The 23786-nt window shown below is 69.4% G+C and carries 23 protein-coding genes; 12 read left to right on the top strand and 11 right to left on the bottom strand.

The genetic code is table 11. The features are described from left to right. Positions 1-29: 29 nt before the first annotated feature. On the top strand, positions 30-902 hold the full coding sequence (locus AB5J56_RS16795) for an LLM class flavin-dependent oxidoreductase (RefSeq protein ID WP_369233546.1): 873 nt from the start codon (positions 30-32) through the stop codon (positions 900-902). A gap of 92 nt (positions 903-994) precedes the next feature. Beyond that, the gene (locus AB5J56_RS16790) at positions 995-1330 is read left to right on the top strand and encodes a hypothetical protein (RefSeq protein WP_369233545.1); all 336 of its coding nucleotides are present in this window, start codon (positions 995-997) and stop codon (positions 1328-1330) included. Here AB5J56_RS16790 and AB5J56_RS16785 read toward each other — a convergent pair. Beyond that, complete coding sequence (locus tag AB5J56_RS16785; protein WP_369233544.1) at positions 1293-1805, bottom strand: DinB family protein; 513 nt, start codon at positions 1803-1805, stop codon at positions 1293-1295. The two genes, AB5J56_RS16790 and AB5J56_RS16785, sit on opposite strands and share 38 nt — an antisense overlap. Positions 1806-1892: 87 nt before the next feature. On the opposite strand from AB5J56_RS16785, the gene AB5J56_RS16780 reads away from it, so the two are divergent. After that, positions 1893-2681, top strand: a complete 789-nt coding sequence (locus AB5J56_RS16780; protein ID WP_369233543.1) for a class I SAM-dependent methyltransferase — start codon at positions 1893-1895, stop codon at positions 2679-2681. Between the two features lie 13 nt (positions 2682-2694). Here the strand turns inward: AB5J56_RS16780 and AB5J56_RS16775 are convergent, their stop codons facing one another. From AB5J56_RS16775 to mgrA, 3 genes are all read right to left on the bottom strand, one after another. Further along, positions 2695-3957, bottom strand: coding sequence for a winged helix DNA-binding domain-containing protein (locus AB5J56_RS16775; RefSeq protein WP_369233542.1), 1263 nt, complete (start codon positions 3955-3957; stop codon positions 2695-2697). Between the two features lie 357 nt (positions 3958-4314). Next, complete coding sequence (locus AB5J56_RS16770) at positions 4315-4650, bottom strand: DUF192 domain-containing protein (RefSeq protein WP_369233541.1); 336 nt, start codon at positions 4648-4650, stop codon at positions 4315-4317. Positions 4651-5059: 409 nt separating this feature from the next. Beyond that, complete coding sequence (gene mgrA / locus AB5J56_RS16765; protein WP_369233540.1) at positions 5060-6100, bottom strand: L-glyceraldehyde 3-phosphate reductase; 1041 nt, start codon at positions 6098-6100, stop codon at positions 5060-5062. Positions 6101-6291: 191 nt separating this feature from the next. Between mgrA and AB5J56_RS16760 the strand changes: the two genes are divergently transcribed. From AB5J56_RS16760 to AB5J56_RS16745, 4 genes are all read left to right on the top strand, one after another. Beyond that, positions 6292-7065, top strand: coding sequence for an isoprenyl transferase (locus AB5J56_RS16760; RefSeq protein ID WP_369233539.1), 774 nt, complete (start codon positions 6292-6294; stop codon positions 7063-7065). A 301-nt stretch (positions 7066-7366) separates the two neighbouring features. Further along, the gene (locus AB5J56_RS16755) at positions 7367-8692 is read left to right on the top strand and encodes a PhoH family protein (protein ID WP_369233538.1); all 1326 of its coding nucleotides are present in this window, start codon (positions 7367-7369) and stop codon (positions 8690-8692) included. Positions 8693-9088: 396 nt separating this feature from the next. Continuing rightward, positions 9089-9814 carry a lytic transglycosylase domain-containing protein gene (locus tag AB5J56_RS16750; protein ID WP_369233537.1) on the top strand — a complete coding sequence of 242 codons (726 nt, stop codon included), beginning with the start codon at positions 9089-9091 and terminating at the stop codon, positions 9812-9814. 136 nt (positions 9815-9950) lie between these two features. Further along, complete coding sequence (locus AB5J56_RS16745; RefSeq protein ID WP_369233536.1) at positions 9951-11348, top strand: AI-2E family transporter; 1398 nt, start codon at positions 9951-9953, stop codon at positions 11346-11348. Between the two features lie 55 nt (positions 11349-11403). On the opposite strand, the gene AB5J56_RS16740 is transcribed toward AB5J56_RS16745, so the two are convergent. Both AB5J56_RS16740 and AB5J56_RS16735 read right to left on the bottom strand, forming a co-directional pair. Further along, a complete protein-coding gene (locus AB5J56_RS16740) occupies positions 11404-11937 on the bottom strand; it encodes an alkyl hydroperoxide reductase (RefSeq protein WP_369233535.1) in 534 nt (177 codons plus the stop codon). Between the two features lie 6 nt (positions 11938-11943). Then, the gene (locus AB5J56_RS16735) at positions 11944-12498 is read right to left on the bottom strand and encodes a peroxiredoxin (protein WP_369233534.1); all 555 of its coding nucleotides are present in this window, start codon (positions 12496-12498) and stop codon (positions 11944-11946) included. Positions 12499-12656: 158 nt separating this feature from the next. Here AB5J56_RS16735 and AB5J56_RS16730 point away from each other — a divergent pair, with 158 nt between their 5' ends. The 4 genes from AB5J56_RS16730 to AB5J56_RS16715 all read left to right on the top strand — a co-directional run bounded on the left by AB5J56_RS16730 (position 12657) and on the right by AB5J56_RS16715 (position 15919). Continuing rightward, complete coding sequence (locus AB5J56_RS16730; protein ID WP_369233533.1) at positions 12657-13712, top strand: LysR substrate-binding domain-containing protein; 1056 nt, start codon at positions 12657-12659, stop codon at positions 13710-13712. Between the two features lie 209 nt (positions 13713-13921). Then, on the top strand, positions 13922-14908 hold the full coding sequence (locus tag AB5J56_RS16725) for a MarR family transcriptional regulator (protein WP_369233532.1): 987 nt from the start codon (positions 13922-13924) through the stop codon (positions 14906-14908). 92 nt (positions 14909-15000) lie between these two features. Next, positions 15001-15486 (top strand): roadblock/LC7 domain-containing protein, encoded by a 486-nt coding sequence (locus AB5J56_RS16720; RefSeq protein ID WP_369233531.1) that lies wholly within the window; start codon positions 15001-15003, stop codon positions 15484-15486. A 4-nt stretch (positions 15487-15490) separates the two neighbouring features. Continuing rightward, positions 15491-15919, top strand: coding sequence for a hypothetical protein (locus AB5J56_RS16715; protein ID WP_369233530.1), 429 nt, complete (start codon positions 15491-15493; stop codon positions 15917-15919). Positions 15920-15985: 66 nt separating this feature from the next. Here the strand turns inward: AB5J56_RS16715 and AB5J56_RS16710 are convergent, their stop codons facing one another. The 5 genes from AB5J56_RS16710 to AB5J56_RS16690 form a co-directional block, all read right to left on the bottom strand. After that, entirely contained in the window at positions 15986-18313 is a 2328-nt protein-coding gene (locus AB5J56_RS16710; protein WP_369233529.1) for an ABC transporter permease, read from the bottom strand. Next, positions 18310-19002, bottom strand: coding sequence for an ABC transporter ATP-binding protein (locus tag AB5J56_RS16705; protein WP_369233528.1), 693 nt, complete (start codon positions 19000-19002; stop codon positions 18310-18312). Before AB5J56_RS16705 ends, AB5J56_RS16710 begins: the two co-directional genes overlap by 4 nt. Continuing rightward, the gene (locus tag AB5J56_RS16700) at positions 18999-19523 is read right to left on the bottom strand and encodes a PadR family transcriptional regulator (RefSeq protein WP_356136740.1); all 525 of its coding nucleotides are present in this window, start codon (positions 19521-19523) and stop codon (positions 18999-19001) included. The genes AB5J56_RS16705 and AB5J56_RS16700 overlap by 4 nt, the downstream gene beginning before the upstream one ends. A 293-nt stretch (positions 19524-19816) precedes the next feature. Next, the gene (locus AB5J56_RS16695) at positions 19817-20071 is read right to left on the bottom strand and encodes a hypothetical protein (RefSeq protein WP_369233527.1); all 255 of its coding nucleotides are present in this window, start codon (positions 20069-20071) and stop codon (positions 19817-19819) included. After that, the gene (locus AB5J56_RS16690; RefSeq protein WP_369233526.1) at positions 20068-21015 is read right to left on the bottom strand and encodes an SPFH domain-containing protein; all 948 of its coding nucleotides are present in this window, start codon (positions 21013-21015) and stop codon (positions 20068-20070) included. Before AB5J56_RS16690 ends, AB5J56_RS16695 begins: the two co-directional genes overlap by 4 nt. 346 nt (positions 21016-21361) lie before the next feature. Here AB5J56_RS16690 and AB5J56_RS16685 point away from each other — a divergent pair, with 346 nt between their 5' ends. Then, entirely contained in the window at positions 21362-23776 is a 2415-nt protein-coding gene (locus AB5J56_RS16685) for a transglycosylase domain-containing protein (RefSeq protein ID WP_369233525.1), read from the top strand. The last annotated feature ends 10 nt before the right edge of the window (positions 23777-23786 follow it).

The raw sequence follows: 23786 nt of genomic DNA, 5'->3' as shown, positions 1-23786 counted from the left end.
GTCGGGCGGTCGGTCGGTAGGAAGGCCCTATGACTGGACTCGGTGCTGTGTTCCGACCCCAACTGCCTCCCGAGCGGCTGCGCGCGCTCGCTCAGCTCGCCGACGAGTCGGGCCTCGAAGAGCTGTGGCTCTGGGAGGACTGCTTCCTTGAAGGGGGGATCTCGGCGGCGGCCGCCGCCCTCGCCTGGACGGAGCGGGTGCGGGTCGGGGTGGGGCTGCTGCCCGTGCCGCTGCGGAACGTCGCCGTCACCGCGATGGAGACCGCCACGCTGCACCGGCTGTTCCCGGGGCGCGCCGTCGTCGGTGTCGGGCACGGCGTGCAGGACTGGATGGGGCAGGTCGGCGCGCGCGCCGAGTCGCCGGTCACGCTGCTGCGCGAGTACCTCGACGCGCTGCGTGCCCTGCTGCGCGGTGAGCGCGTCACCACGGCCGGGCGCTACGTGAAGCTCGACGACGTCGCCCTCGACTGGCCTCCGGCCGAGGCGCCCGCGGTCCTGGCCGGTGCCACCGGGCCCCGTTCGCTCCGGCTCTCCGGCGCGCATGCGGACGGCACCATCCTCACCGCCTCCACCCCACCCGAGGGCGTACGCCGGGCACGTCAACTCATCGATGAGGGGCGGGAGTCGGTGGGGCGGACCGACCACCACCCGGTGATCGTCTACCTCCTCACCGCCACCGGGCCCGACGCGGCGGCCCGCCTGCGCGCCGAGATCGAGACCAACGGCGAGGACCAGCTGCCCGAACACGGCGTCGCCGGAGACGCGGGCGCCGTCGCCAAGGCCGTCCAGCGCCTTGTGGATGCCGGCGCCGACAGGGTCATCCTGCAGCCCACGGCCGACGAACCCGACCCTGAGTCCTTCCTCCGCTTCACGGCCCAGGAGGTACGCCCCCTGGTCCCGTAGCCCCAGCTGTCCCACAGCCCCGGCTGTGCCGTTGCTCCGGCTCAGCTGTCTCGCCCAGGTGAGTGTCAGTGCCTGTTGTCAGACTCACCCGTATGAGCGGCATGAGCGGCATGAGCGACGACGTGCGACTCAGGTACGTGGCAGAGACCGACCTCGTGCGTTTCTTCGAGCAGGAGCACGACGCGGAGGCCCTCCGGCGGTCGCGGTTCACCCCGCGGCCACGGGAGGCCTTCATGGCGCACTGGACCTCGAGCGTCCTCGGCGACAGCACCGTCTTCGTCCAGACGGTCACGGTGGACGACGACGAACCGGCCGGCCATGTCGTCGCCTGGTGGGACGAGCACCTCATGCTCGTCCTCCCCGGCACCGACGTCACCGCCCACACCGCCGTCACCCCGGCCGGTGATCCCCCGAGCCCCCGTCGATGAGCTCGCGCACGATGTCCATGTGTCCCGCGTGCCGTGCCGTCTCCTCGACCATGCGGATCAGGACCCAGCGCAGGGACACCGTGGTGCCGTTCCAGGAGGTGCCCAGGTCGTCCAGGGAGAGCTCGGCGATGGTGCGGTCGGCGGCGGTGCGGGCGCGGCCGTAGAAGTCGATGATCTGCTGGGTGGTCTCGCCCTGGCCCGCGCTCATGTCCTCCTCGGTGGTGGGGTCGAACCACAGCGGCTCGACCTCCCGCCCGAACGTCGAGCAGAACCAGCCGTACTCGACGGACGCGAGGTGCTTCACCAGGCCCAGCAGGTTGGTGCCGGACGGCGTCATCACCCGTCTGACCTGCTCGTCGTCCAGGCCCTCCAGCTTCCACAGCACGGCGTTCCGGTGCCGGTCGAGACTCGCGTGCAGGCTTTCCTTCTCGCCGCCGGTGTACGGCACCCGGACCGCGCCTGGATTCGTCGTCATGCCCGGAACGTAACAGCGGCCACTGACAACGCCGGACCACCGGGAATTCGGTCGCGCCCCCGCCCGCGCCTTGGCAGGATCCGCCCCATGACCACCAGCCAGGGCCCTGACGGCCGCCGTACCTTCGAGGACCTCGTCGCCGAAGCCGAGGCCGCCCCCGTCGACGGCTGGGACTTCTCCTGGTTCGAGGGCCGGGCCACCGAGGAGCGGCCGTCCTGGGGGTATGCCCGGGCCATGGGGGAGCGGCTGGCGCGCGCTTCGGCCGCACTCGACATCGACACCGGCGGCGGTGAAGTCCTCGCCTCCGCACCGAAGTTGCCCCGGCTCACCGTCGCCACCGAGGGCTGGCCGCCGAACGTCGCCAAGGCCACCGCCCTGCTCCACCCGCGCGGCGCCGTGGTCGTCGCCTCCCCTCAGGACGCGCCGCTGCCCTTCGCGGACGGGGCCTTCGACCTGGTCATCAGTCGGCACCCGGTGCGCGCCCACTGGGACGAGATCGCGCGCGTGCTGCGACCCGGCGGCACGTACTTCTCCCAGCACGTCGGCCCGGCGAGCGTCTTCGAGCTCGTCGAGTACTTCCTCGGCCCGCAGCCCGAGGAGGCCAGGAACAGCCGTCATCCCGAGCGTGCCCGAGCCGCCGCCGAGGCCGCCGGGCTCGAAGTCGTCGACCTGCGCTCGGAGCGGCTGCGCATCGAGTTCTTCGACATCGGAGCCGTCGTCCACTTCCTGCGCAAGGTGATCTGGATGGTCCCCGGCTTCACCGTCGACCAGTACCGGCCCCAACTGCGCGCCCTGCACGAGGAGATCGAGAAGAAGGGCCCGTTCGTCGCCCACAGCGCCCGTTTCCTCGTCGAGGCACGGAAGCCGGGGGCCTGAGCGGCCCCAACGGTCAGGCGTGCGGCCCCGCCGTCACCTTCCCCACCACCAACTCCGGCTTGGCCTCCAGTGTTTCGCCCACCCGCTCTACCCGCTCCGCCAACTCCCGCTGCTGCGCGGCCGGCAGCCTTCCCAGCGGCTCCACCGTGACCGTCGTACGCCGGCCCTGGCGCCGTTGGTGCCAGACGCCCGCGACGACGTCGTCCACCAGCAGCACCGGGTAGTTCCCGGCCTGGCCACCCGCGAGGGCCCGCTCGTAGGCCGTTCCGGGGAAGAGCGTCTCGCGGGGCTGCGCGGCGATGGCGTACGCGTCGAAGTACGGGAGCAGCCGCACCCCGCGCACGGGCTCGTCCGGGAACTCCGTGTCGCCGGCCACCACCCACGCCGGACCCTCGGCCCCCTCGAAGTCGACCTCCTCGATCTCACCCGCCGCCGCGAGCGAGGAGAAGAGACCCAGCGCCCAACTCCGCTGCGCAGCAGCCCATTTGGCGAAGTGCTGCGGCGTCGCCGGACCGTAGGCGCGCAGATAACGCCGTACGAGCGCGGCGAGTGCCTCGTCCGGGGCGAGGGGCTCGAACCGGGGAGGCCGGGTGTACGTCACCTTGCGGCCCCGGTTCGGGCCGAAGCACAGCGCCCCGCGCAGGCCCGCCCGGTGCATGACCTGGCGCCAGCGCGGCCACATGCCCTGGAACGCGGGCATCACCAGGTCCCCGGCCCAGGAGCCGGTGCGCGCCACGACCTCGTCGTTCAGCTCGTCGATGGTCAGGAGGTTGCCGTCCAGGGCGTCGGCGATCGCCGCGACGACCTCGTCGGCCTGCTCGTCGGTGAGCCGTACGTCCGGCGCGTGCGGGCTGGCGCCGGACGGGATCGCGCTCAACGCGGAGGTCCAGAGCGGGAGTTCGGAGGCGGGCAACAGATGGACGGTGCCCCGCGGGCCGTGTGTCTTCACCAGCGACGGGCACTCGGGCGACGGGCCCTCCGCCGACCGGCTCTCGCGATCCGCCGACGACCGCTCCCTCTGGTCCGCCGACGACAACCGGCCCCCGCCGTCCCCCGAATCCCCCCACAACGCCGCCCGCACATCCGACCGGGTCACGCCCTCGGCCCGCACCCCCACCGACATCTCGGCCGCCGACAGCACCTGCGCATGGGTGCCGAGCATGGCGCCCACCACCTCGGCGACCGGTGTTCCGGCCGGTGCGGGGGCCGTCAGGAACTGCCGCCGCATCCGACGCGCGCTCGCCTCGCTCCAACTGACCTTCGCCCTCGTCCTCATGAGCCTGACGCTAGCTCCGAACGAGGTCAATTCCTGTCCTATTGGCCTCCATGAGCCGACGGGTGAATAGGTGATCAACTTGGCGATCAATCGGGCGAACCCCGCATGGCGTCCCACGGCTCCCCATGGCGCCCCGGATTGACCGAAAACCCCCGTATGTCGACTGCTCTGCGTGAGATGCCCGTCCGCATTCCGAGCCGGTTCGCAGGGTTTCCACATCGTTATCCAGGGCGGCTCGACTCGACGGAGCGGCTCGCATAAGTTCAGACCAAGGTAATTCGCGTGAGCAAAGCTGCGCGGTGGGCACCGCGCAGTGGAGGGGGCTGCGCGGTGCCGTGCGCGCATTTCGGCGCCGCCTCACGAGTCGTGAATCACGACCACCGCCTTGCGGCGCACCCCCCACTTCTCCAGGGCCCCGGCCTCCGCCTCCAGGACGTACCGGGCCCTCGGGCGCGGCAGTCCCACCCGGCCCGGGCGCATCGTCCGTACGGTCAGAACCCGCAGTTTCCGGTCCAGATAAGCGACATCGATCGCGAATCGCATCCCCAGGGTGTGCACCGCACTCGCCGGGCTCAGCAGCAGCGCGCCCTCGATCCCGTCGCGCCCGAGCAGCCCGTGACGTCGGGTCCGCGCCGACTCGGCGAGCTCCAGCGGTACCGGCTCGGCGGTCTCGCGCGTGGTGAACGTGGCCATGGCAGCGAAGTTAGCGGGGGGCGTCAAGGGGGCGTTCCGACGGCGCGTCACCCGCCCGGAGTACCGCGGAACATGTCGGCGACCCGATCACAAGCGGGTGCAAACCCGCTGGTTCCCTGAGGATCCTCCGCGATTCCCTTTGAATCCGCTGTGATTCAGCCATGATCACAATGCGATTCGGGGCCTTTGGGCCCATCGCGGCGTCGCCGGAAGAACACGGAGAGTAGTTGTCGAGCGCCAATGCACGCAGCATCACTTACGAAGGGTTATGGTGGAAACCCCCCCTCGGGCCGGTCCGTCTCCCCCCCACGGACCGGCCCGTTTTTTGTGCCCGAACGCGGCGGGCGGCTCGACCGGACGCCTCCGGCCGCCCGCGCGCAGCCCGCCCCGCCGCCCCGAACCGCTCGGCTCAGCGCCGCCCGGCCCAGATGTTCGTGCCCGGCGTCGACACCGCGAACGTGTCGATCTCCTTCAGCTCCTCGTCCGTGAGCTTCGGCGCCGCCAGCGCCGCCACGTTCTCCTCCAGCTGCCGCACGCTGGACGCGCCGATCAGCGCGGAGGTCATCCGCTCGTCGCGCAGCACCCATGTCAGCGCGAGCTGGGCGAGGGACTGGCCGCGGCGGGCCGCGATGTCGTTCAGCCCGTTCAGCCTGCGGACGACCTCGGCGTCGCCCGCGAGGCCCGGGTCCAGCGACTTGCCCTGCGTGGCGCGCGAACCCTCCGGGATGCCCTTCAGGTACTTGCCCGTCAACAGGCCCTGCGCGAGTGGCACGAAGGAGATGCAGCCCATGCCGGCCGCCTCCAGGGTGTCCAGCAGGCCGTCGTCCTCGGTCCAGCGGTTGATCATCGAGTACGAGGGCTGGTGGATGAGCGGACGCACCCCCATCTCCGTGAGGATGCGGGCCGCTTCGGCGGTCTGCTCGCTGGTGTAGGAGGAGACGCCGACGTACAGCGCCTTGCCCTGCTGGACCGCGGACGCCAGGGCGCCCATCGTCTCCTCCAGCGGGGTGTCCGGATCGAAGCGGTGCGAGTAGAAGACGTCCACGTAGTCGACGCCCATTCGCTTCAGCGAGGCGTCCAGCGACGACAGCAGGTACTTGCGGGAGCCCCATTCCCCGTACGGGCCCGGGTGCATGAGGTAGCCCGCCTTGGTGGAGAGGACCAGCTCGTCCCGGTACGGCGCGAAGTCCTGCTTCAGGAGCTTGCCGAAGTTGAGCTCGGCCGAACCGGGCGGCGGTCCGTAGTTGTTGGCGAGGTCGAAGTGCGTGACGCCCAGGTCGAAGGCGCGGCGCAGCAGGGCCCGCTGGTCGTCCAGCGCGCGGTCGTCGCCGAAGTTGTGCCACAGGCCGAGCGAGACCGCGGGAAGCTTGAGACCGCTGCGGCCGGTGCGGCGGTACTCCATCGAGTCGTAGCGCTCGCCGGAGGCGCGGTATACAGACGTGTCGTTCATGAATACGAAGCTACGTCAGTCCGCTGACACTCCTGCGACAGTCACGCCACAGTCCAGGCACCCCATGGCGGAAGCCACGATTTCCGGGGGTAGGCTTCGCCCCCGGGGGCCGCCATATGGACAGGGCCTGTGCCGGGCCGACTGAGCCGGGCCGCACCTGTTCCGATCCGCACGGAGGGGCTGACAAACACGTGAACCTGCGCGAAAACCTGCGCCGTCTGCTGGTCAGGTTCTATGCACGCAGGGTGGAAGGCCACCTCGACCACGACCAGGTGCCCAAGCACATCGGGGTCATCATGGACGGCAACCGCCGCTGGGCGAAGGCGGCGGGTTCCACCACCGCTCAGGGCCACCGGGCCGGCGCCGACAAGATCGAGGAATTCCTCGGCTGGTGCTCCGAGACCGACGTCGAGGTCGTCACCCTCTGGCTCCTGTCCACGGACAACTTCGACCGTCCCCAGGAAGAGCTCGTCCCGCTCCTGGAGATCATCGAGAACACCGTCCGCGCCCTCGCCGCCGACGGCCGCTGGCGCGTGCACCACGTCGGTACGCCGGACATCCTGCCCGCGCATGTGCAGTCGGCCCTCAAGGAGGCCGAGGAGTCCACGGCGCACATCAACGGGATAGTCGTGAACGTCGCCATCGGCTACGGCGGCCGCCAGGAGATCGCCGACGCCGTACGCTCCATGCTCCTCGACGCCGCCGACAAGGGCGCCTCGATCGAGGACATCGCCGAGTCCGTCGACGTGGACCTCATCGGCAAGCACCTCTACACCAGCGACCAGCCCGACCCGGACCTCGTGATCCGTACGAGCGGTGAGCAGCGGCTGTCCGGTTTCATGCTGTGGCAGACCGCGCACTCCGAGTACTACTTCTGTGAGGTCTTCTGGCCGGCCTTCCGCAAGGTCGACTTTCTGCGCGCCCTGCGCGACTACGCGGCGCGACACCGCCGTTACGGAGGCTGAACCCCAGCACCCCCGAGGGATGCACGACACCAGGAGTTAACGAACGCGCCGTCATATGCCCTGGCATGGCGGCGCCTGTTCGAGGGCATAAGCCTTCCAGGTCGACACCCGAACCACGGGTGTCGTATCTCAGCGGGCGGCACGGGGCCGTCCGCCCGGGAGGCCCTTTGCACCAGCCCGATCGTGCGGTCACAGCACGGACGAAGCGGAGGGCCGGTTCTCGGCCCGCGCACGGCGGCCGTCGACCGGTCCAGATCTCCTTCGTCGCTCCCCGACCTCATCCGAGGGGGTACGTCCTTCCGTGGTGACCAGCACAAAGCGCCGTATGCCAGACCGGCGCACCTATGTTCTCGACACCAGCGTCCTGCTGGCCGACCCGAACGCTCTGAGCCGCTTCGACGAGCACGAGGTAGTGCTTCCGATCGTCGTGGTCACGGAGCTGGAGGCCAAGAGGCACCATCCCGAACTCGGCTACTTCGCCCGGCAGGCCCTGCGCCTGCTGGACGAGTTCCGGGTACGGCACGGCCGCCTCGACGCCCCCATCCCCATCGGGGAACTCGGCGGGACGGTACGCGTCGAGCTCAACCACTCGGACCCCAGCGTGCTGCCCAGCGGCTACCGCCTGGGGGACAACGACTCCCGCATCCTCGCGGTCGCCCGCAATCTGCAGGCCGAGGGGTTCGACGTCACGGTCGTGTCGAAGGACCTTCCGCTCAGGATCAAGGCCTCCTCCGTCGGTCTCCTCGCCGAGGAGTACCGCGCGGAACTCGCCATCACGGGCTCCTCCGGCTGGACCGGAATGTCCGAACTGACCCTCGCGGGCGAGCAGGTGGACATCCTCTTCGAGGAAGGACACGTATATATCCCCGAGGCGGCCGAGCTGCCGGTGCACACGGGCCTGACGATCCAGTCGGAGCGCGGCAAGGCGCTCGGGCGCGTCACGTCCGAGGGCAACGTCCGTCTCGTGCGCGGCGATCGGGAGGCGTTCGGCATCAAGGGCCGCAGCGCCGAGCAGCGCATCGCGCTCGATCTGCTGCTCGACCCGGACATCGGGATCCTGTCGATGGGCGGCAGGGCCGGCACCGGAAAGTCCGCGCTCGCGCTGTGCGCGGGTCTGGAGGCCGTGCTGGAGCGACGCCAGCACCAGAAAGTCATGGTCTTCCGACCGCTGTACGCGGTGGGCGGGCAGGAGCTGGGCTATCTGCCGGGCTCCGAGGCCGAGAAGATGGGTCCCTGGGCACAGGCGGTCTTCGACACGCTCTCCGCGGTCGCCAGCCGCGAGGTCATCGAGGAGGTCACCTCGCGCGGGATGCTGGAGGTTCTCCCTCTCACGCACATCCGCGGCCGTTCACTCCACGACGCCTTCGTGATCGTGGATGAGGCCCAGTCGCTCGAACGGAACGTACTGTTGACCGTTCTGTCCCGAATCGGCGCCAATTCACGGGTCGTTCTGACCCATGATGTCGCGCAAAGGGACAATCTGCGTGTCGGTCGGTACGACGGTGTCGTCGCCGTCGTCGAGAAACTGAAGGGGCATCCGCTCTTCGCGCATGTCACCCTGACCCGCTCCGAGAGGTCCCAGATTGCGGCCCTTGTGACCGAAATGCTGGAGGACGGGCAGATCTGACCCCCATGTGCAACTTGGGGTAGCTACCAGCAAGTTGGCGCCGTCCGGTAAAGGCCAAGAGCCTAGCCGGGCGGCGTCTTGGCGTGTGCTCGTTTCCGCAAAACTCCTGGGGCAAACGGGGTGTGAGCTTTCACACGCAACACAGAATTGCCTCGCGGCGTCGGGTTACGGCAGAGTCTCACTCCTGTCAGGCCCCGCATACGACACATCTGTACCCCCAGCGGTACGGCACCACAAGAACCTCAGAACTCCATACAGCCGTCGTATGCCGCCCGTGCACCACGCGGCGCTCCCCTCGGGGGAGTTGCCCACCGGGCCCGCGCCTCCCGTGACCCCGCAGTTGGGAGGCCAGTGTCAGGGGCACGATTGCGTCCGCCAGGGTCACCGAAGCGGGCGATGCTGGAAGGAAACCGTGTGAGCCGGATTTCGGTCCGGGGATTCGCAGTGGCCTCGGCCACCGCGGTCACCGCCGTCGGAAGCGTCGTCGGAGTTGCCTCGGGCAGCACCGCCCAGCCCTCGAACGACGCCGAGGCGACGGCAAGCGACTCGACGCTCCTCGCGGACATACCCGCGGGCCAGCAGGCCCAGGTCCAGATCGCATCCCTGACGCAGCAGGCCGACTCGCAGGCCATCGCCGCGGACGCCAGTGCGAAGAAGGACGCGGAGGCGGCTGCCCGTAAGCAGGCAGCCGAGGACGCGATCTCCAAGCAGAAGGCGGCGGAGAAGGCCGAAAAGGCCGAGAAGGAAGCCAAGGAGCGCGCGCAGGCGAAGGCGGCGGCCAGCCGTTCCGCGGACCGCGACCCCTCCAGCTTCCCCGTCCAGACCTCGTACTCCACCGCGCAGATCCAGGCGATGGCACGCCAGATGGTGCCCAGCGGCCAGTTCTCGTGCTTCAGCAACATCGTGGACCACGAGTCGAGCTGGAACTACCAGGCGGTCAACGCCTCCTCCGGTGCCTACGGCCTCTTCCAGGCCCTGCCCGGCTCCAAGATGTCGTCCGTCGGCTCCGACTGGCAGACGAACCCGGCCACCCAGATCAAGTGGGGCCTCAACTACATGGACAGCCGCTACGGCAGCCCGTGCGAGGCCTGGTCGTTCTGGCAGGCCAACCACTGGTACTAGAGCCCACGCCGCTCGCGGCCGCTCAACCTTCCAGAGCCCCTCACCGTCATAACGGTGAGGGGCTTCGGCCATGTACGGTCGGAACCGACGACTCCAGGGGGGAGTGGTGGGGAGCAACGGGGGAAGAGGACGGATCATGTCGCGAGTGCCAGGATTGCTCGGTCGGCTCGGCGCCGGACTGACCGAGATGGGGGCGCGGTTGGACGAACGCCGCGCGGAGGTGGAGAGAGAGTCCCAGGGTCCGGCGGACCCGGCGGACTCCGAGGCCGGTCCGTCCACCGGCGATGGCCCGCCCTCACCTGCTGTCGACGGCTCGGGCCGCTCGGACGCCGCTGACTCCCCGGCCGCGGCGGACCCGTCGGACTCGACGCCGGATTCCAAGGCCTCCCTCGACGACCGACGGCCGGCCCCTTCCGGGCAGGCACCCGCTGCCGCCCCCGCCGCTCTTCCCAACCCCTCCGCGGCCGTGCCGTGGGGTGTACGGGTCGCGGCCGAGGCCGGCTGGCGGCTGCTCGTTCTCGCGGGCACCGTCTGGGTGTTGATGCGGGTCATCAGCGCCGTACAGCTGGTGGTGCTCGCATTCGTCGCGGCGCTGCTCATCACGGCACTGCTGCACCCCACGGTGGCGCGGCTGACGAAGTGGGGCGTGCCCCGCGGAGTCGCGACCGCCCTCACCGCGATCCTCGGCTTCGTCGTCATGGGCCTGGTCGGCTGGTTCGTGGTCTGGCAGGTCATGGAGAACATCGACAACCTCTCCGGCCAAGTCCAGGACGGCATCGACGAGTTGCGCAAGTGGCTCCTCAACAGCCCGTTCCATGTCACGGACAAGCAGATCAACGAAATCGCCAAGAACCTGCGCGCGGCGATCGGAGCCAACACCGACCAGATCACCTCCACGGGTCTGGAGGGCGTGACGGTCATCGTCGAGGCCCTCACCGGCATCCTGCTGACGATGTTCTCGACGCTGTTCCTGCTCTACGACGGCAAGCGCATCTGGGAGTGGTCGCTCAAGCTCGTCCCGGCGGCGGCCCGTCCGGGTGTCGCGGGCGCGGGTCCGCGGGCCTGGCGGACGCTGACGGCGTACGTCCGCGGCACGGTGATAGTGGCCCTGATCGACGCGATCTTCATCGGCCTCGGCATCTACTTCCTGGACGTCCCGATGGCCGTCCCCCTCGCCGTCTTCATCTTTCTGTTCTCCTTCATCCCGCTGGTGGGCGCGGTCGCCTCGGGGGCGCTGGCGGTCGTGGTGGCGCTGGTCACCCAGGGCGTCTTCACCGCCGTGATGACCCTCGCCGTCGTCCTCGCCGTCCAGCAGATCGAGGGCCACATCCTGCAGCCGTTCATCCTGGGACGGGCGGTGCGCGTGCATCCGCTGGCGGTGGTGCTGTCGGTCGCGGCCGGCGGCATGATCGCGGGGATCGGCGGAGCGGTGGTCGCCGTACCGCTGGTGGCGGTCACCAACACGGTGGTGGGGTACCTGCGGTCGCACTCCGGCGGGGCCGCCCCCTCCGTCGAGCAGGCCGAAGAACGCTGAAGCCCCGCCCACCGCAAGGGTGGACGGGGCGTCGAAGCACGCGGCGAAGAGAGAACTACTCCGCGATGACCGCCTCGGCGTCCAGCGTGGTGCCCACCGCCTGGATCACCGACGCGATCTTGACCGCTTCCTGGATCGTCTCGCGGTCGACACCGGCCTTGCGGAGCACCTGCTCGTGGGAGTCGAGGCACTGCCCGCAGCCGTTGATCGCCGAGACCGCCAGCGACCACAGCTCGAAGTCGACCTTCTCGACACCGGGGTTGCCGATGACGTTCATCCGCAGACCGGCCCGCAGCGTGCCGTACTCCGGGTCGGAGAGCAGGTGGCGGGTGCGGTAGAAGACGTTGTTCATCGCCATGACGGCGGCGGCCGACTTGGCGGCGGTGTACGCCTCCGGCGAGAGGTTCGCCTTCGCCTCGGGCTCCAGCTCGCGCAGCACCCGCGGGGAGCGGGACGCGATCGCGCAGGCCAGCACCGTGCCCCACAGCTGCTGCTGCGGGAGGTCGCTGTTGCCGATGACCGAGCCCAGGTTGAGGCGCAGGTCCTTCGCGAAGTCCGGTATGGCCGACTTCAGTTCATCGAGGGCCATGGAAGGTCACTCACCCGCCAGCAGGGCCACCGGGTCCAGGGTGGTCTCGCCCTTGGTCCAGTTGCAGGGGCAGAGCTCGTCCGTCTGCAGGGCGTCCAGCACCCGCAGGACCTCCTTGGGGTTACGGCCGACGGAACCGGCGGTCACCATGGAGAACTGGATCTCGTTGTTCTGGTCGACGATGAAGACGGCGCGCTTGGCGAAACCGTCCTCGCCCTCGATGCCGAGGTCGCGCATGAGCTCGTGCTTCGAGTCGGCCATCATCGGGAACGGCAGGTCGCGCAGGTCCTCGTGGTCCTTGCGCCAGGCGTGGTGCACGAACTCGGAGTCGCCGGAGAAGCCGAGGACCTGGGCGTCACGGTCGGCGAACTCGTCGTTCAGCTTGCCGAAGGCGGCGATCTCGGTGGGGCACACGAAGGTGAAGTCCTTGGGCCACGCGAAGACGACCTTCCACTGACCCTCGTAGGTCTTGTGGTCGATCTGCTGGAACTCCTTGCCCTTCTCCAGCGAGACGCAGGCGGTCAGATCGAACGGGGGGAACTTGTCACCGACAGTGAGCACGCGCTCTCCTTGCAGCGAGGAAACTCCCTTTTTGGGGGTGTTTCCCATGGGTTGGACGGTGTTGATGTTGGCACAGGGTGCATTGATTAGGGAAATCGCTACACTCGGTGTTGTTGATCGAATGTGGCTATCAGTCACCGTAGGCAAGGAGTACGGCCATGGCGAGTGCCCAGGGCATCAAGGCGAACGGGCGGCGCCAGCCCAGCCTGGCCCAGCTGCGCGCCTTCGCCGCCGTGGCCGAGCACCTGCACTTCCGCGATGCCGCCGCCGCGATCGGCATGAGTCAGCCCGCGCTGTCCGGCTCGGTAGCGGCGCTCGAGGACGTTCTCGGCGTGACGCTCCTTGAGCGGACGACCCGCAAGGTGCTGCTCTCGCCGGCCGGTGAGCGTCTCGCCGTACGCGCGAAGGCGGTACTGGAGGCGGTCGGGGCGCTGATGGAGGAGGCCGAGGCGGTACGTGCGCCGTTCACCGGTGCCCTCCGGCTCGGGGTCATCCCGACCGTCGCGCCGTACCTCCTGCCCACCGTCCTCCGGCTCGTCCACGACCGTTATCCCGACCTCGACCTCCAGGTGCACGAGGAGCAGACGGCGAACCTCCTCGACGGACTGACCAGCGGCCGCCTGGACCTGCTGCTGCTCGCGGTCCCTCCCCCAGCCTCGAACAAGCTCGGCCGGGGGGACCCCCATGGCATGCCCGGCGTCGTCGAACTCCCGCTGTTCGACGAGGACTTCGTGCTCGTCACCCCGCTGGACCACCCGCTCGGCGGCCGCGAGGGCATCCCGCGCGAGGCGTTGCGCGAGCTGAACCTGCTGCTCCTGGACGAAGGGCACTGCCTGCGAGACCAGGCCCTGGACATCTGTCGTGAGGCGGGCCGCGGAATCAAAGGGGCGGGGCAAGGCCCCTCGGTTGAGGGTGGTGGTGGGAGACGGGCGGGCGGCCCTGTCACCACCACCGCGGCCGGACTCTCCACCCTCGTCCAGCTCGTCGCGGGCGGCCTCGGCGTGACGCTGCTGCCGCGCACCGCCGTCAAGGTCGAGACGACCCGCAGCAACCAGCTCCTCACCGGGTACTTCGAGGACCCGGCGCCGACCCGGCGGATCGCCCTCGCGATGCGTACGGGCGCCGCGCGCGGAGCGGAGTACGAGGAGCTGACGGCGGCCCTGCGCGAGGCCCTGCGACCGCTGCCCGTACGGGTGTTGGGCCAGGGCGACTGAGGAGGGCACCTCAACGGCCGTACGAATGCGGTCGGTTGGGGATCGGAAAGACTCTGGTTGAGCGGGCGGGTATTTCATATTCCGTCAACTGAAGCCATGTGCGTAACCCTTGGCTGAAATATGCGCCTGGACTGATACACATACTCCCTCAGTGCTACGCGTCGGGCGTATGTACGTAATGGCACCTGCGTGTCCTGCCAAGGGGAGTGATGTCAGGCATTCGCGATTCCCTTGGCCGGGTCGGATACGACCTGTTGTCGCGCACGCTCTCCGAGTGCGGGCGCGAAGAGGCCACCGGGAAACTGCGGGTGTCCGGGAAACCCGGCGGCGTCTTCCATCTGCGCGGCGGACTCGTCATCGCCGTGGAGAGCCCCGGCGCTCCGGGCCCCGAGGTCCTGCTGCTGCGCACCGGCCGGATCAGCGGCGAGCAGTGGACGCGGCTCCTCGCCGAGACGCGGGAGGCACGCTGGCCGGAGGCGGCGATGATCGCGCACGGCTGTGCGGGGGCCGCTCAGCTCAGGGTCATCTGCATGATGGCGATGCAGGACGCCGCTTTCGCCGTCGTCGCCGGCCGGGTGGACGGCTGCGGTCCGCTCGGTCCGTCCGTGCCGTGCGCGTCGGTCGAGGTGGGCGAGACACCGGGGCGGCTGCTCCAGGGGGCGGTGCGGAAACTGACCGCCGTCGCCACCTTGCCGCGGCCCGTGCGGCCGGACCGCGAACGGCCCGTGCTCGCCCCCGGAGCCGACCCGGAATCGGATCAACTTTCCCTGGCTCAAAGGGAGTTGCTGTCGCACGTCGACGGGCGGCGCACCGCCCGTGACCTCGCCTTCCTGGTCGGCCGGGGCGTCTACACCGTGACCGTCGAGGTGGCCCGGATGCTCGGCGAGGGCCTGCTGGAATGCGCCGAGGAGGCGGACGCGGTACCCGTCGCGATCCCCGTCCGGGCCCAGGCCGTGGGAGCACTCCGGCGCGTGGCACAGCCTGCGCCCCCTGCGCCTGCAGAGAAGGCCCCGCCCTCGCACCCGGCCCTCGATCCCCCCGATTCCACCGATTCCACCGGCCCCTCGGAACTCCCTCGCCGGGACCCCGGGGCGAGTGGGATCACCGAAACTCTCGCCCCGGAAAAGAACGGAGCGAGTTGGAAAGGGTTCTTCCGTCTGCGCCATCGGATCTGGACTCCGGATTCCGGTACCTGACATTCCTGGAGAACCGTGAAATGAATCAGCGCTCTTGAGTGCGAGAACGAACACATGTGATCAGCCGTCAGGGAGTCCAGGGAGTTCAGTACATGGATCACAAGGCATTGGCCATGGAAATGAGAGGCCTGCGGGAGCAGGTGACGGGAATTACCGATACGGCGGTGGCGGCCGCCGACGGACTGCTCATAGCGGCGGACACCGCCGACACCATCGATCCGGAGGGACTCGCCGCGATCGCCGCGGCGGGCCTGGGCATCGCCCGCCGTACCACCGAGGCGACGGGCCGGGGAGCCCTCCGGCGGACGGTGGCATACGGCAGCCACGGCTGCGCCGCCTTCTACGCGGTCGGCGACACGGCGCTGATGGTGGTCCTGGGAGACGAGGGCATCGACCTGGACCGGCTCCACCAGGAGACCCAGCCCACCCTGCAACGCATCGGAACGATTCTCACCGCACCGGACCCGGCCGAATCGGACCTCACCGAACCGGTCCCCACCGAACCAGACCTCACCGAGCCGGACCCGACCGAATCGGCCCCGACCGCAACCGAGCTCAGCGCAACCGAAGGAGTGTGACCGTATGGCGACGAAGCGGATGACGTCGGGGTTCTCGGACCAGGTGATGGCCCTGGTCAAATCGCTCCGCAACGAGGCACCGGAGTGTGTGGCCACCGGAGTGGTGGACATGGCGACCGGCATGCTGCTGGCCTACGAGACCCTGGACAACCACCCGCCGGAGGTCATGGACCTGCTGGCGGGCGCCACCCTCGACCTGTTCCAGGGCCGTACGGTCGTGATGATCGAGGACGTCTTCAAGGAGCGCCGGGGCGTCAGCGACGACCAGCACTTCTTCCAGGAGATCCTGGTCAACAGCGACAACCTGACCCACCTGTTCGTCCGCCTGAACGAACGCCAGGACGTCGTCGCGGTGTGCGTCTGCCGCAAGTCGGTGAACGTCGGCATGCTCTTCGCCCAAGTCAGGCGCGTCGTACGGGAGTACAGCATCTGAGGAACGAGCCGGCCGGCCCTTCCCCGGGTGGAGGAAGGGCCGGCCGGCTCGCGAGGCTCGCGCCCGCTACTCCGTACGCAGCCCGTCCGGCCGCATCAGCCGCAGCAGCGGCGGCAGGCTGAACGCCGTCACCAGCAGGACGACGCCCGCGCCGATGCCGGTCATCGCCACCACGCCCGCCCAGTCCACCCGTACCGGGGTGTCCGTCATCTTCAGCAGCACCGTGCCCAGGGTCAGCCCCACCGCCGACGCCAGCGCGAGGCCGAGCGCGATCGGGATCGCCGTCTGCCACAGCACCGACAGGCTCAGCGTGCGGCGCCGGGTGCCGAAGGCGACCAGCGCGGACAGCAGCTTCTTGCGTTCGCGCAGCTGCTCCAGCTGGGAGACGAGCAGGCTCGCGCCGATCAGCATGAGGACGCAGGTGGCGCCGACGAACAGGCCGGTGCGGATGGAGGTGAAGCGCTTGGACTGCGTGGTGCTCGTCCAGGTCATGGGATCCACCAGCGGATTCACGTGCGCGGCGGTGTTGCGTACGTACTCGCGGACGTCCGGCACGGAGGTGTCGAGGCCCAGGAAGACCTGCCCGCTCACCGCCGCCTTCGCCTGCGCGGACACCGCGGCCGGTGTGGCGAGGACGCCCCAGCGCTCGTAGCCCGTGGGGTCGTTGCGCGACTTGGCCTTCCGAATGTTCGCCGGCACCTGCCAGGCGACCTCCTTGCCCCTGGGCTCGCCGTTGTAGGAGTAGTCGAGGTAGACCGTCCGGCCCGGCTTGATCATCATCGGGGTGTCGGTGTCCTCGGTGTGCCGGAGGACGAAGGTGTCGCCGTCGTGGCAGGAGGGCAGCCTGGCCACCTCGCGCAGCGCCCGGCAGTCGCCGATGGTCAGGTCCGAGGTGTGGCCGGGTTCCTTGGGGCGGTTGCCGAGAGAGCCGGAGGACAGCGCCGTCACATGGCGCACGCCCTTGGTCCGCGCGAGCTGCCGGGTGGCGTCGGACAGCGAGACGCCGTTCGGCACGTTGACGGACATCTGGGCCCGCGAGAGGTCCTGAGTGGTGTCCTTCGTGTAGTCGCCCTCGACCCCGGCGAAGAGCATCTGCAGGGCGATCGCACCGGCCACCGCGACCGCGATGCCGTTCACCATGCGGGCCGCCGTGCCGCTGCTCAACTGGAGCCTGCGAATGGCCAGTTGCCCGGCGACGCCGCCGGGGTTCAGCCGGGCGACCACCGCTTCGACGACCCACGGCAGCAGCGCGGTGACGCCGACCAGCAGCAGGATGACACCGCCGGTGACCATGTACTGGTTGAAGTCCCCGTTGTCCCGGCCCTTGCCGATCATCGGGTAAAGCAGCCCGAGTCCGCCGACCGGCAGCAGCAGCCGCCACCACAGCCGGCGCCGCGAGGGCTTCGCCGTGCGCACCACGCCGAGCGGTTCGATGACGACACCGCGCAGCGCGAAGAGCGTCACCGCGACCGCGGCCGCCGGGACGGCGAGGGCGATCAGCGCGGCCAGCGCGGGCGTCGGGTTGAGGTCGCTCGGGAACACACTGATCTCGAACACCGTGATCTGCCCGGCGAGTTGACGCCCGAGCAGGAAGAACCCGGCGCCCAGCACAAGGCCCAGCACCGCTCCGGCCATCGCCTCGCCCGCCGCGATCCGCCGCGCCATCCCGCCGTCCGCGCCGACCAGCCGCAGCGCGGCGAGCCTGCGGTCGCGCCGCTCGCCGCCGAAACGGACGGCCGCGGCGATGTAGACGCCGACCGGCATCAGCAGCACCACGAAGACGATGAGGATGAGCAGCAAGAGGATCGGGTCCATCGGCTCGGACTCCGGCTTGGAGCCGAAGGAGTCGATGCGCTCGGTCCGCCCGCTGTCCGAGCGTGGGTGCAGATCGGCGCTGCCCGCGTAGTAGGCGAGTTCGTGCGGGCCGATCAGACCGGCGTCGGCGATGGTTCCGGTCACGCGATAGGTGATCCGCTCACGCAGCAGCTTGCCGTCGGCGGACTTCAGCAATCGGTCGAGCGCGGGGGAGACGACCATCTCCCCGGGCGCGGGGAGCTTGGACACCCCCGGCGGCATGGGCGGCCGGCTCCCCTCGGGCTCCAGCAGCCGCCCGCGGACGTCGAGGTCGCGGAAGGAGGTCTCGGTGCTGGCGACGAGCAGCGTGCGGTCCGACTTCTTCTTGACCACCGAGCTGTACGTCATGTCGTTGCGGGCGCGCTCGCGGTCGTGCCGCGACTGCAGCGCGCTCGGTATCGCCGTGGTGAGCAGCAGCAGCGCCACGCCCAGCCCGACGCCGACCGCCGTGAGCACGGCCCGCACCCATCCCTCGCGGCCCCCGGTGAACGCGAACCGCACGCCCATGGCCAGATCGCGAGCCCCCTGACGTGCACTCATACGATGCGCTCCATGTCCCGGGACTTCCCGTCGCGTACGACGATCTCGCGGTCGGAGTACGCGGCAACCCGCGCCTCGTGCGTGACGAGCACGACGGCGGCGTTGGTGGACCGGGCGGCCTCCGTGAGCAGCTCCATCACCCGTTCGCCGTTGAGCGAGTCGAGGGCGCCGGTGGGCTCGTCCGCGAACAGCACCCGCGGGCTGGTGACCAGCGAGCGGGCCACGGCCACGCGCTGCCCCTGACCGCCGGAGACCTCGCCGGGCCGCTTGCCCTTCAGGTCGTCGACCTCCAGGCGCTCCATCCACGAAAGGGCGGTGCGCTCGGCCTCCTTGCGCCCGGTGCCGTTCAGCCGCAGCGGCAGCGCGACGTTCTCGACACAGGTCAACTCCGGGACCAGCTGCCCGAACTGGAAGACGAACCCGAAGTCGCTGCGCCGCAGCGCACTGCGCTCCCGGTCGCTCATCCCGGCCATCTCCCGGCCGTTGTACATGATCGAGCCCGAGTCGGGCGGCACGATCCCGGCGAGGCAGTGCAGCAGGGTCGACTTGCCGGAGCCGGAGGGGCCCATCACCGCGACGACCTCGCCGGGGTGGATGGAGAACTCGGCACCGTCGAGCGCCAGCGTGGGCCCGTAGGCCTTGCGCAGCTCCGAGGCGGCGAGCAGCGAACCGGCGGGATGCGTTGTCATCGGACCACCACTTCGGCGAGCTTGTCGAGACGGGCGGCGGTCAGTTCGAGCCAGCGCAGGTCGGCCTCCAGGTGGAACAGGGCGTGGTCGCAGATCAGCTGGTCCGCGAGATCGCCCTTGCGCTTGCGGTCGGTGAGGATGCGCATCATGCGCAGGTGTTCGGATCGCTGCGTGTCGAGGATCCCGGACGCGTCGCGGTGCGTGAGCAGCGCGAGGACGACCTTCGTGTAGAGCGTCGACTGCAGATACGGCTCGGGCTTCTCGGGCGTCGCCAGCCACCGCTGTACGTCGGTGATGCCGGCCTCGGTGATGGCGTACCGCTTGCGCTCGGGCCCGCCCCCCGCCTCTATCCCGTCGACCTCGACGAGACCGTTCTTCAGCAGTCGGGACATGGTCGAGTAGACCTGGCCGTAGTGCAGCGGCCGGTCGTGACCGAACTTTTCGTCGAAGGCCCGCTTGAGGTCGTAACCATGTCGGGGCCCGGACTCAAGGAGCCCGAGAAGAGTGTGACCGATGGACATGGGAGCACTGTACACACGGCGTATACACCTGGCGTATACACACCGCGAATAGACGGTGGCGGAGGGTGCGGGAGGGGTGCGGGTGCGCAGGCCAGGACCGATTGTCACGGTTCTGCTACTGGGCCTGGCGGGGGTTATTCAGCCCGTCGTGGGGGTCCCCCCGCTCGAGCGAAGCCGAGAGTGGGGGAGTTTGAGGACGAGGCCGTTCAGGCCGATGGCGGGGGAGAGGGGGCGCAGCCCCCAGGATGACGGGCAGGGTAGGGGCGGAGGGGGCGAAAAACCCGCACAGCCGCCTAGTCCCCGGGTTCCTCCGAGGCGGGCGGCCGCCCCCGGCGAGCGATCGGCCCGGCCCCGCCGGGAAGCCGCCCCGCTTCGCCGAGGGCCCGCCGCAGCAGGAACTCGATCTGCGCATTGGCGGACCGCAACTCGTCCCCCGCCCAGCGGGCCAACGCGTCGTAGACGAGCGGATCAAGCCGCAGCAGCACCTGCTTGCGCTGCTGCGGCCGCCGCTGGGGCTCGGAGGCCGACCCCTCGGAGGGTGCCGTCACTGGTAGAGGGTGCCGGTGTTCAGGACGGGCTGCGGTGCGCGGTCCCCGCACAGCACCACCATCAGGTTCGACACCATGGCCGCCTTCCGTTCGTTGTCGAGCTCCACGATGTCCTGCTCGGTGATCCGGGCGAGCGCCGCCTCGACCATCCCGACCGCTCCGTCCACGATCTGCCGCCGTGCCGCGACGACCGCCCCCGCCTGCTGCCGCTGGAGCATCGCGGAGGCGATCTCGGGAGCGTACGCGAGATGCGTGAAGCGGGACTCGATGATCTGCACACCGGCGGCCTCCACGCGCGCGTGCAGTTCGACGGCGAGCTTCTCGGTGATCTCCTCGGCGTTGCCGCGCAGCGAGAGACCGCCCTCGTCGTGGGCGTCGTAGGGGTACTCGATGGCGATGTGCCGCACGGCCGCCTCGGTCTGCGTGGCGACGAACTCCAGGAAGTCGTCCACCTCGAAGGTGGCCTGCGCGGTGTCCTCGACCTTCCACACCACGACCGCGGCGAGCTCGATCGGGTTGCCGTAGGCGTCGTTGACCTTGAGGACGGCGGTCTCGTGGTTGCGGACGCGGGTCGAGACCTTGGTGCGCGAGGTGAAGGGGTTCACCCAGCGCAGGCCGTCCTGTCGGATCGTCCCCCGGTAGCGCCCGAAGAGCTGGACGACTCGGGCCTCGCCCGGGGCCACCGTGTTGAGCCCGCGCATGGCGATGACGGCGGCGAGGAAGACGAGGATGCCGCCGACGATCAGCGCGGCCTTGGCGCCCGGCGCCGTGACCGCGGAGGCGGATGCGAGCAGCCCGACGGTGGCCAGCAGTCCGAGCAGGCCGAGGATGAGGGCGAGCCCGCCGCCGATGCTGTGCGCGGCGAACTCGCGGACCCGCGGGGCGGGCATCTCGGGTACGTCGGCGGTGGGTGCGGAGTCGTGATCGGAGTCGTGCGTGGGCATGGTGGTCCCCCGTTTCGATGGCGGCGTCCCGATGCGGGCGGCTTGGTGCCGACGTCTCGATGGCCGCTAGCAACTGTCTAGCTAAGTGATATCACTTTACCCGCCCTGGCAACCTTCGAAGCCCGTCGATCGTCGGATTCTTGGGGGGCTGGAGTGAGGGCAGCGGCCGGTTGCCCTGAAAGCGGGTGCTGATTCTCACGTCCGTAAAAGACCGGATCGGCAGCCCTTTGTCATATCGCGCGGTGTTAGTTTTCTGAGCTGACCTGAGCGACGAACCTGTGTGACGCACAAGGACGCACGCGACACGAGATCGCGACACGAGGACGAAGCGGAGCGGATCGGACCCATGGGACGAGCGGAAGACAGACGAGCGCGGCAGCGCGGTGGCCGCCGCGCGGCGCCCAAGCGCTCGTCCGGAACCGGAACCGGAACCGCAACCGGAACGGGAACCGCAACCGGAACCGGAGCGACAACCGGAACCGGCAGCGTGACCGGGACCCGAGCCGAAGCTCGTGCCGCGGCGGGCGGCAAGGCAGGTCGCAAGGCGGGCGGCAAGGCCGGTGCGAAGACGGGCATACGCCGGTTCTTCACCTGGAAGAAGGTCGTCGGCACGATCTTCGGCATGATCCTGCTCGGTATGGCCGCCTTCGTCGGGCTGTACCTGTGGATCGACATACCCAAGGGCAACGCGGCCGCGCAGCTGCAGAGCAACGTCTACAAGTACAGCGACGGCTCGACCCTCACCCGCGACGGTGACGTCAACCGCGAGATCGTCGACCTGGACAAGATCCCGAAGAAGGTCCAGCTCACCTATGTCGCCGCCGAGAACAAGTCCTTCTACAAGGACTCCGGCGTCGACTTCAGGGGAACGGCCCGCGGTCTGATCAACACGCTCTCCGGCAAGGGCAAACAGGGTGGTTCGACGATCACCCAGCAGTACGTCAAGAACTACTACCTCAGCCAGGACCAGACCGTCACGCGCAAGCTGAAGGAACTGGTCATCTCGCTGAAGGTGGACCGCCAGAAGTCCAAGGACTACATCCTCGCGGGGTACATCAACACCAGCTACTACGGCCGCGGCGCGTACGGCATCCAGGCCGCCGCCCAGGCGTACTACGGCGTCGACGCGAAGGACCTCAGCGTCGCGAAGGGCGCGTACCTCGCGGCACTCCTCCAGGCCCCCAGCCAGTACGACTGGACGTCCGCCACGCCCACCGGCAAGAGGCTGGTGAAGGCCCGCTGGAACTACGTCCTGGACAACATGGTCGAGGAGGGATGGCTCAAGCAGTCCGACCGCCAGGCCATGCAGTTCCCGAAGCCCAAGGACCCCAAGGGCTCGGCCGGCATGGGCGGCCAGATCGGCTACCTGGTCGACGCGGCCAACAACCAGCTCGCGAAGCAGCTCGTGAGCGACGGCACGGCCTCCGACATCAACGACGCCAAGGCGCTCGTCGACAAGGGCGGCTGGACCATCACCCTGAACATCGACAAGAAGAAGCAGGCGCAGCTCGAGAAGGCCGTCAAGACGAAGCTGGCGAGCAAGCTGAACGGCAAGAAGCGCAAGGTCGACGACGCCGTCCAGGCGGGCGCCGCCTCCGTGGATCCGAAGACCGGCAAGGTCGTGGCGATGTACGGCGGCACGGACTACCTCAAGCACTTCACGAACAACGCGACCCGCCGGGACTACCAGCCCGCGTCCACCTTCAAGCCGCTGATCTTCGCGGCGGCCCTGGACCAGGACGCCAAGACGCAGGACGGCCGGTCGATCACGGCGAACACGATCTACGACGGCACGAGCGGCCGCTCGGTCAAGGGCAGCGACATCGCCTTCTCGCCGCCCAACGAGGACGACCGTGACTACGGCAACGTCACCGTCCAGCGCGCGATGAACGCGTCCATCAACTCCGTCTTCGCGCAGATGGGCGTCGACGTCGGCATGGACAACGTGCTGAAGACCGCGGGCAACCTCGGCCTGGACGTCGACGGCCTTCAGGCGGTGCCCGCGCAGACCCTGGGCACCATGGGCGCGAGTCCGCTGGAGATGGCCGGCGTCTACGCGACGCTCGACAACCACGGCAAGAAGGTCACCCCGTCCATCCTCGCGTCGGCCGAGCACAAGGACTTCTCGGTCACCGTCCCGCCCCCGATCGGCGACCAGGTCATCAGCGAGGAAGCCGCCGACACGGTCACCTCGGTGCTGACCGGCGTGGTCAACGACGGTACGGCGCAGCAGTCGGTGTCCCAGGCGGCCAACCGGCAGGGCCAGCACGTCGCGGGCAAGACGGGTACGTCCGACAACAACAAGTCGGCCTGGTTCACCGGCTACACGCCGAACCTGGTCACCTCGGTCGGCCTGTTCGGCGAGAACCCCAAGTCGCACGCCCAGGTCTCCCTCTCGGGCGCGACCGGGCTCCTGCCGGGTGTGGGCCGTATCAACGGTGGTGGCTACCCCGCCCAGATCTGGGCGGCGTACACCTTCAGCGCGGACACCAAGTCCACCAAGTTCGTGCTGGACACCAAGCAGGGCGCGGCCGTCGAGCCCACCGAGACGCCGACGTTCACCGAGAAGCCGAGCGAGACGCCGTCGTCGACGCCGACCTCGGCGGAGCCGACGACCGAGTCGCCGACGCCCACGAGCGAGTCGCCCACGCCGAGCGAGACGCCGACGACCAGCAGGCCCACCAGGACGCCGACGAGGACACCGACGTCCACGGCGACCGACGGGATTCCGGAGGATCCGGTCCAGCCGAACCTGCAGTGAGCGCGTGAAG

This window comes from Streptomyces sp. R21 (genome assembly GCF_041051975.1).
Taxonomy (GTDB): domain Bacteria; phylum Actinomycetota; class Actinomycetes; order Streptomycetales; family Streptomycetaceae; genus Streptomyces.
The sequence above is the reverse complement of the archived record's forward strand: the minus strand, read 5'-3'. Positions and strand labels throughout refer to the sequence as shown.

Coding starts and splice junctions, on each gene's coding strand:
- AB5J56_RS16730 (WP_369233533.1), top strand. CDS start 12,657: ATGGCGAGTGCCCAGGGCATCAAGGCGAACGGGCGGCGCCAGCCCAGC.
- AB5J56_RS16710 (WP_369233529.1), bottom strand. CDS start 18,313: ATGAGTGCACGTCAGGGGGCTCGCGATCTGGCCATGGGCGTGCGGTTC.
- AB5J56_RS16790 (WP_369233545.1), top strand. CDS start 995: ATGAGCGGCATGAGCGGCATGAGCGACGACGTGCGACTCAGGTACGTG.
- AB5J56_RS16770 (WP_369233541.1), bottom strand. CDS start 4,650: ATGGCCACGTTCACCACGCGCGAGACCGCCGAGCCGGTACCGCTGGAG.
- AB5J56_RS16700 (WP_356136740.1), bottom strand. CDS start 19,523: ATGTCCATCGGTCACACTCTTCTCGGGCTCCTTGAGTCCGGGCCCCGA.
- AB5J56_RS16795 (WP_369233546.1), top strand. CDS start 30: ATGACTGGACTCGGTGCTGTGTTCCGACCCCAACTGCCTCCCGAGCGG.
- AB5J56_RS16725 (WP_369233532.1), top strand. CDS start 13,922: ATGTCAGGCATTCGCGATTCCCTTGGCCGGGTCGGATACGACCTGTTG.
- AB5J56_RS16720 (WP_369233531.1), top strand. CDS start 15,001: ATGGATCACAAGGCATTGGCCATGGAAATGAGAGGCCTGCGGGAGCAG.
- AB5J56_RS16740 (WP_369233535.1), bottom strand. CDS start 11,937: ATGGCCCTCGATGAACTGAAGTCGGCCATACCGGACTTCGCGAAGGAC.
- AB5J56_RS16705 (WP_369233528.1), bottom strand. CDS start 19,002: ATGACAACGCATCCCGCCGGTTCGCTGCTCGCCGCCTCGGAGCTGCGC.
- AB5J56_RS16685 (WP_369233525.1), top strand. CDS start 21,362: ATGGGACGAGCGGAAGACAGACGAGCGCGGCAGCGCGGTGGCCGCCGC.
- AB5J56_RS16750 (WP_369233537.1), top strand. CDS start 9,089: ATGCTGGAAGGAAACCGTGTGAGCCGGATTTCGGTCCGGGGATTCGCA.
- AB5J56_RS16775 (WP_369233542.1), bottom strand. CDS start 3,957: ATGAGGACGAGGGCGAAGGTCAGTTGGAGCGAGGCGAGCGCGCGTCGG.
- AB5J56_RS16745 (WP_369233536.1), top strand. CDS start 9,951: ATGTCGCGAGTGCCAGGATTGCTCGGTCGGCTCGGCGCCGGACTGACC.
- mgrA (WP_369233540.1), bottom strand. CDS start 6,100: ATGAACGACACGTCTGTATACCGCGCCTCCGGCGAGCGCTACGACTCG.
- AB5J56_RS16715 (WP_369233530.1), top strand. CDS start 15,491: ATGGCGACGAAGCGGATGACGTCGGGGTTCTCGGACCAGGTGATGGCC.
- AB5J56_RS16785 (WP_369233544.1), bottom strand. CDS start 1,805: ATGACGACGAATCCAGGCGCGGTCCGGGTGCCGTACACCGGCGGCGAG.
- AB5J56_RS16690 (WP_369233526.1), bottom strand. CDS start 21,015: ATGCCCACGCACGACTCCGATCACGACTCCGCACCCACCGCCGACGTA.
- AB5J56_RS16780 (WP_369233543.1), top strand. CDS start 1,893: ATGACCACCAGCCAGGGCCCTGACGGCCGCCGTACCTTCGAGGACCTC.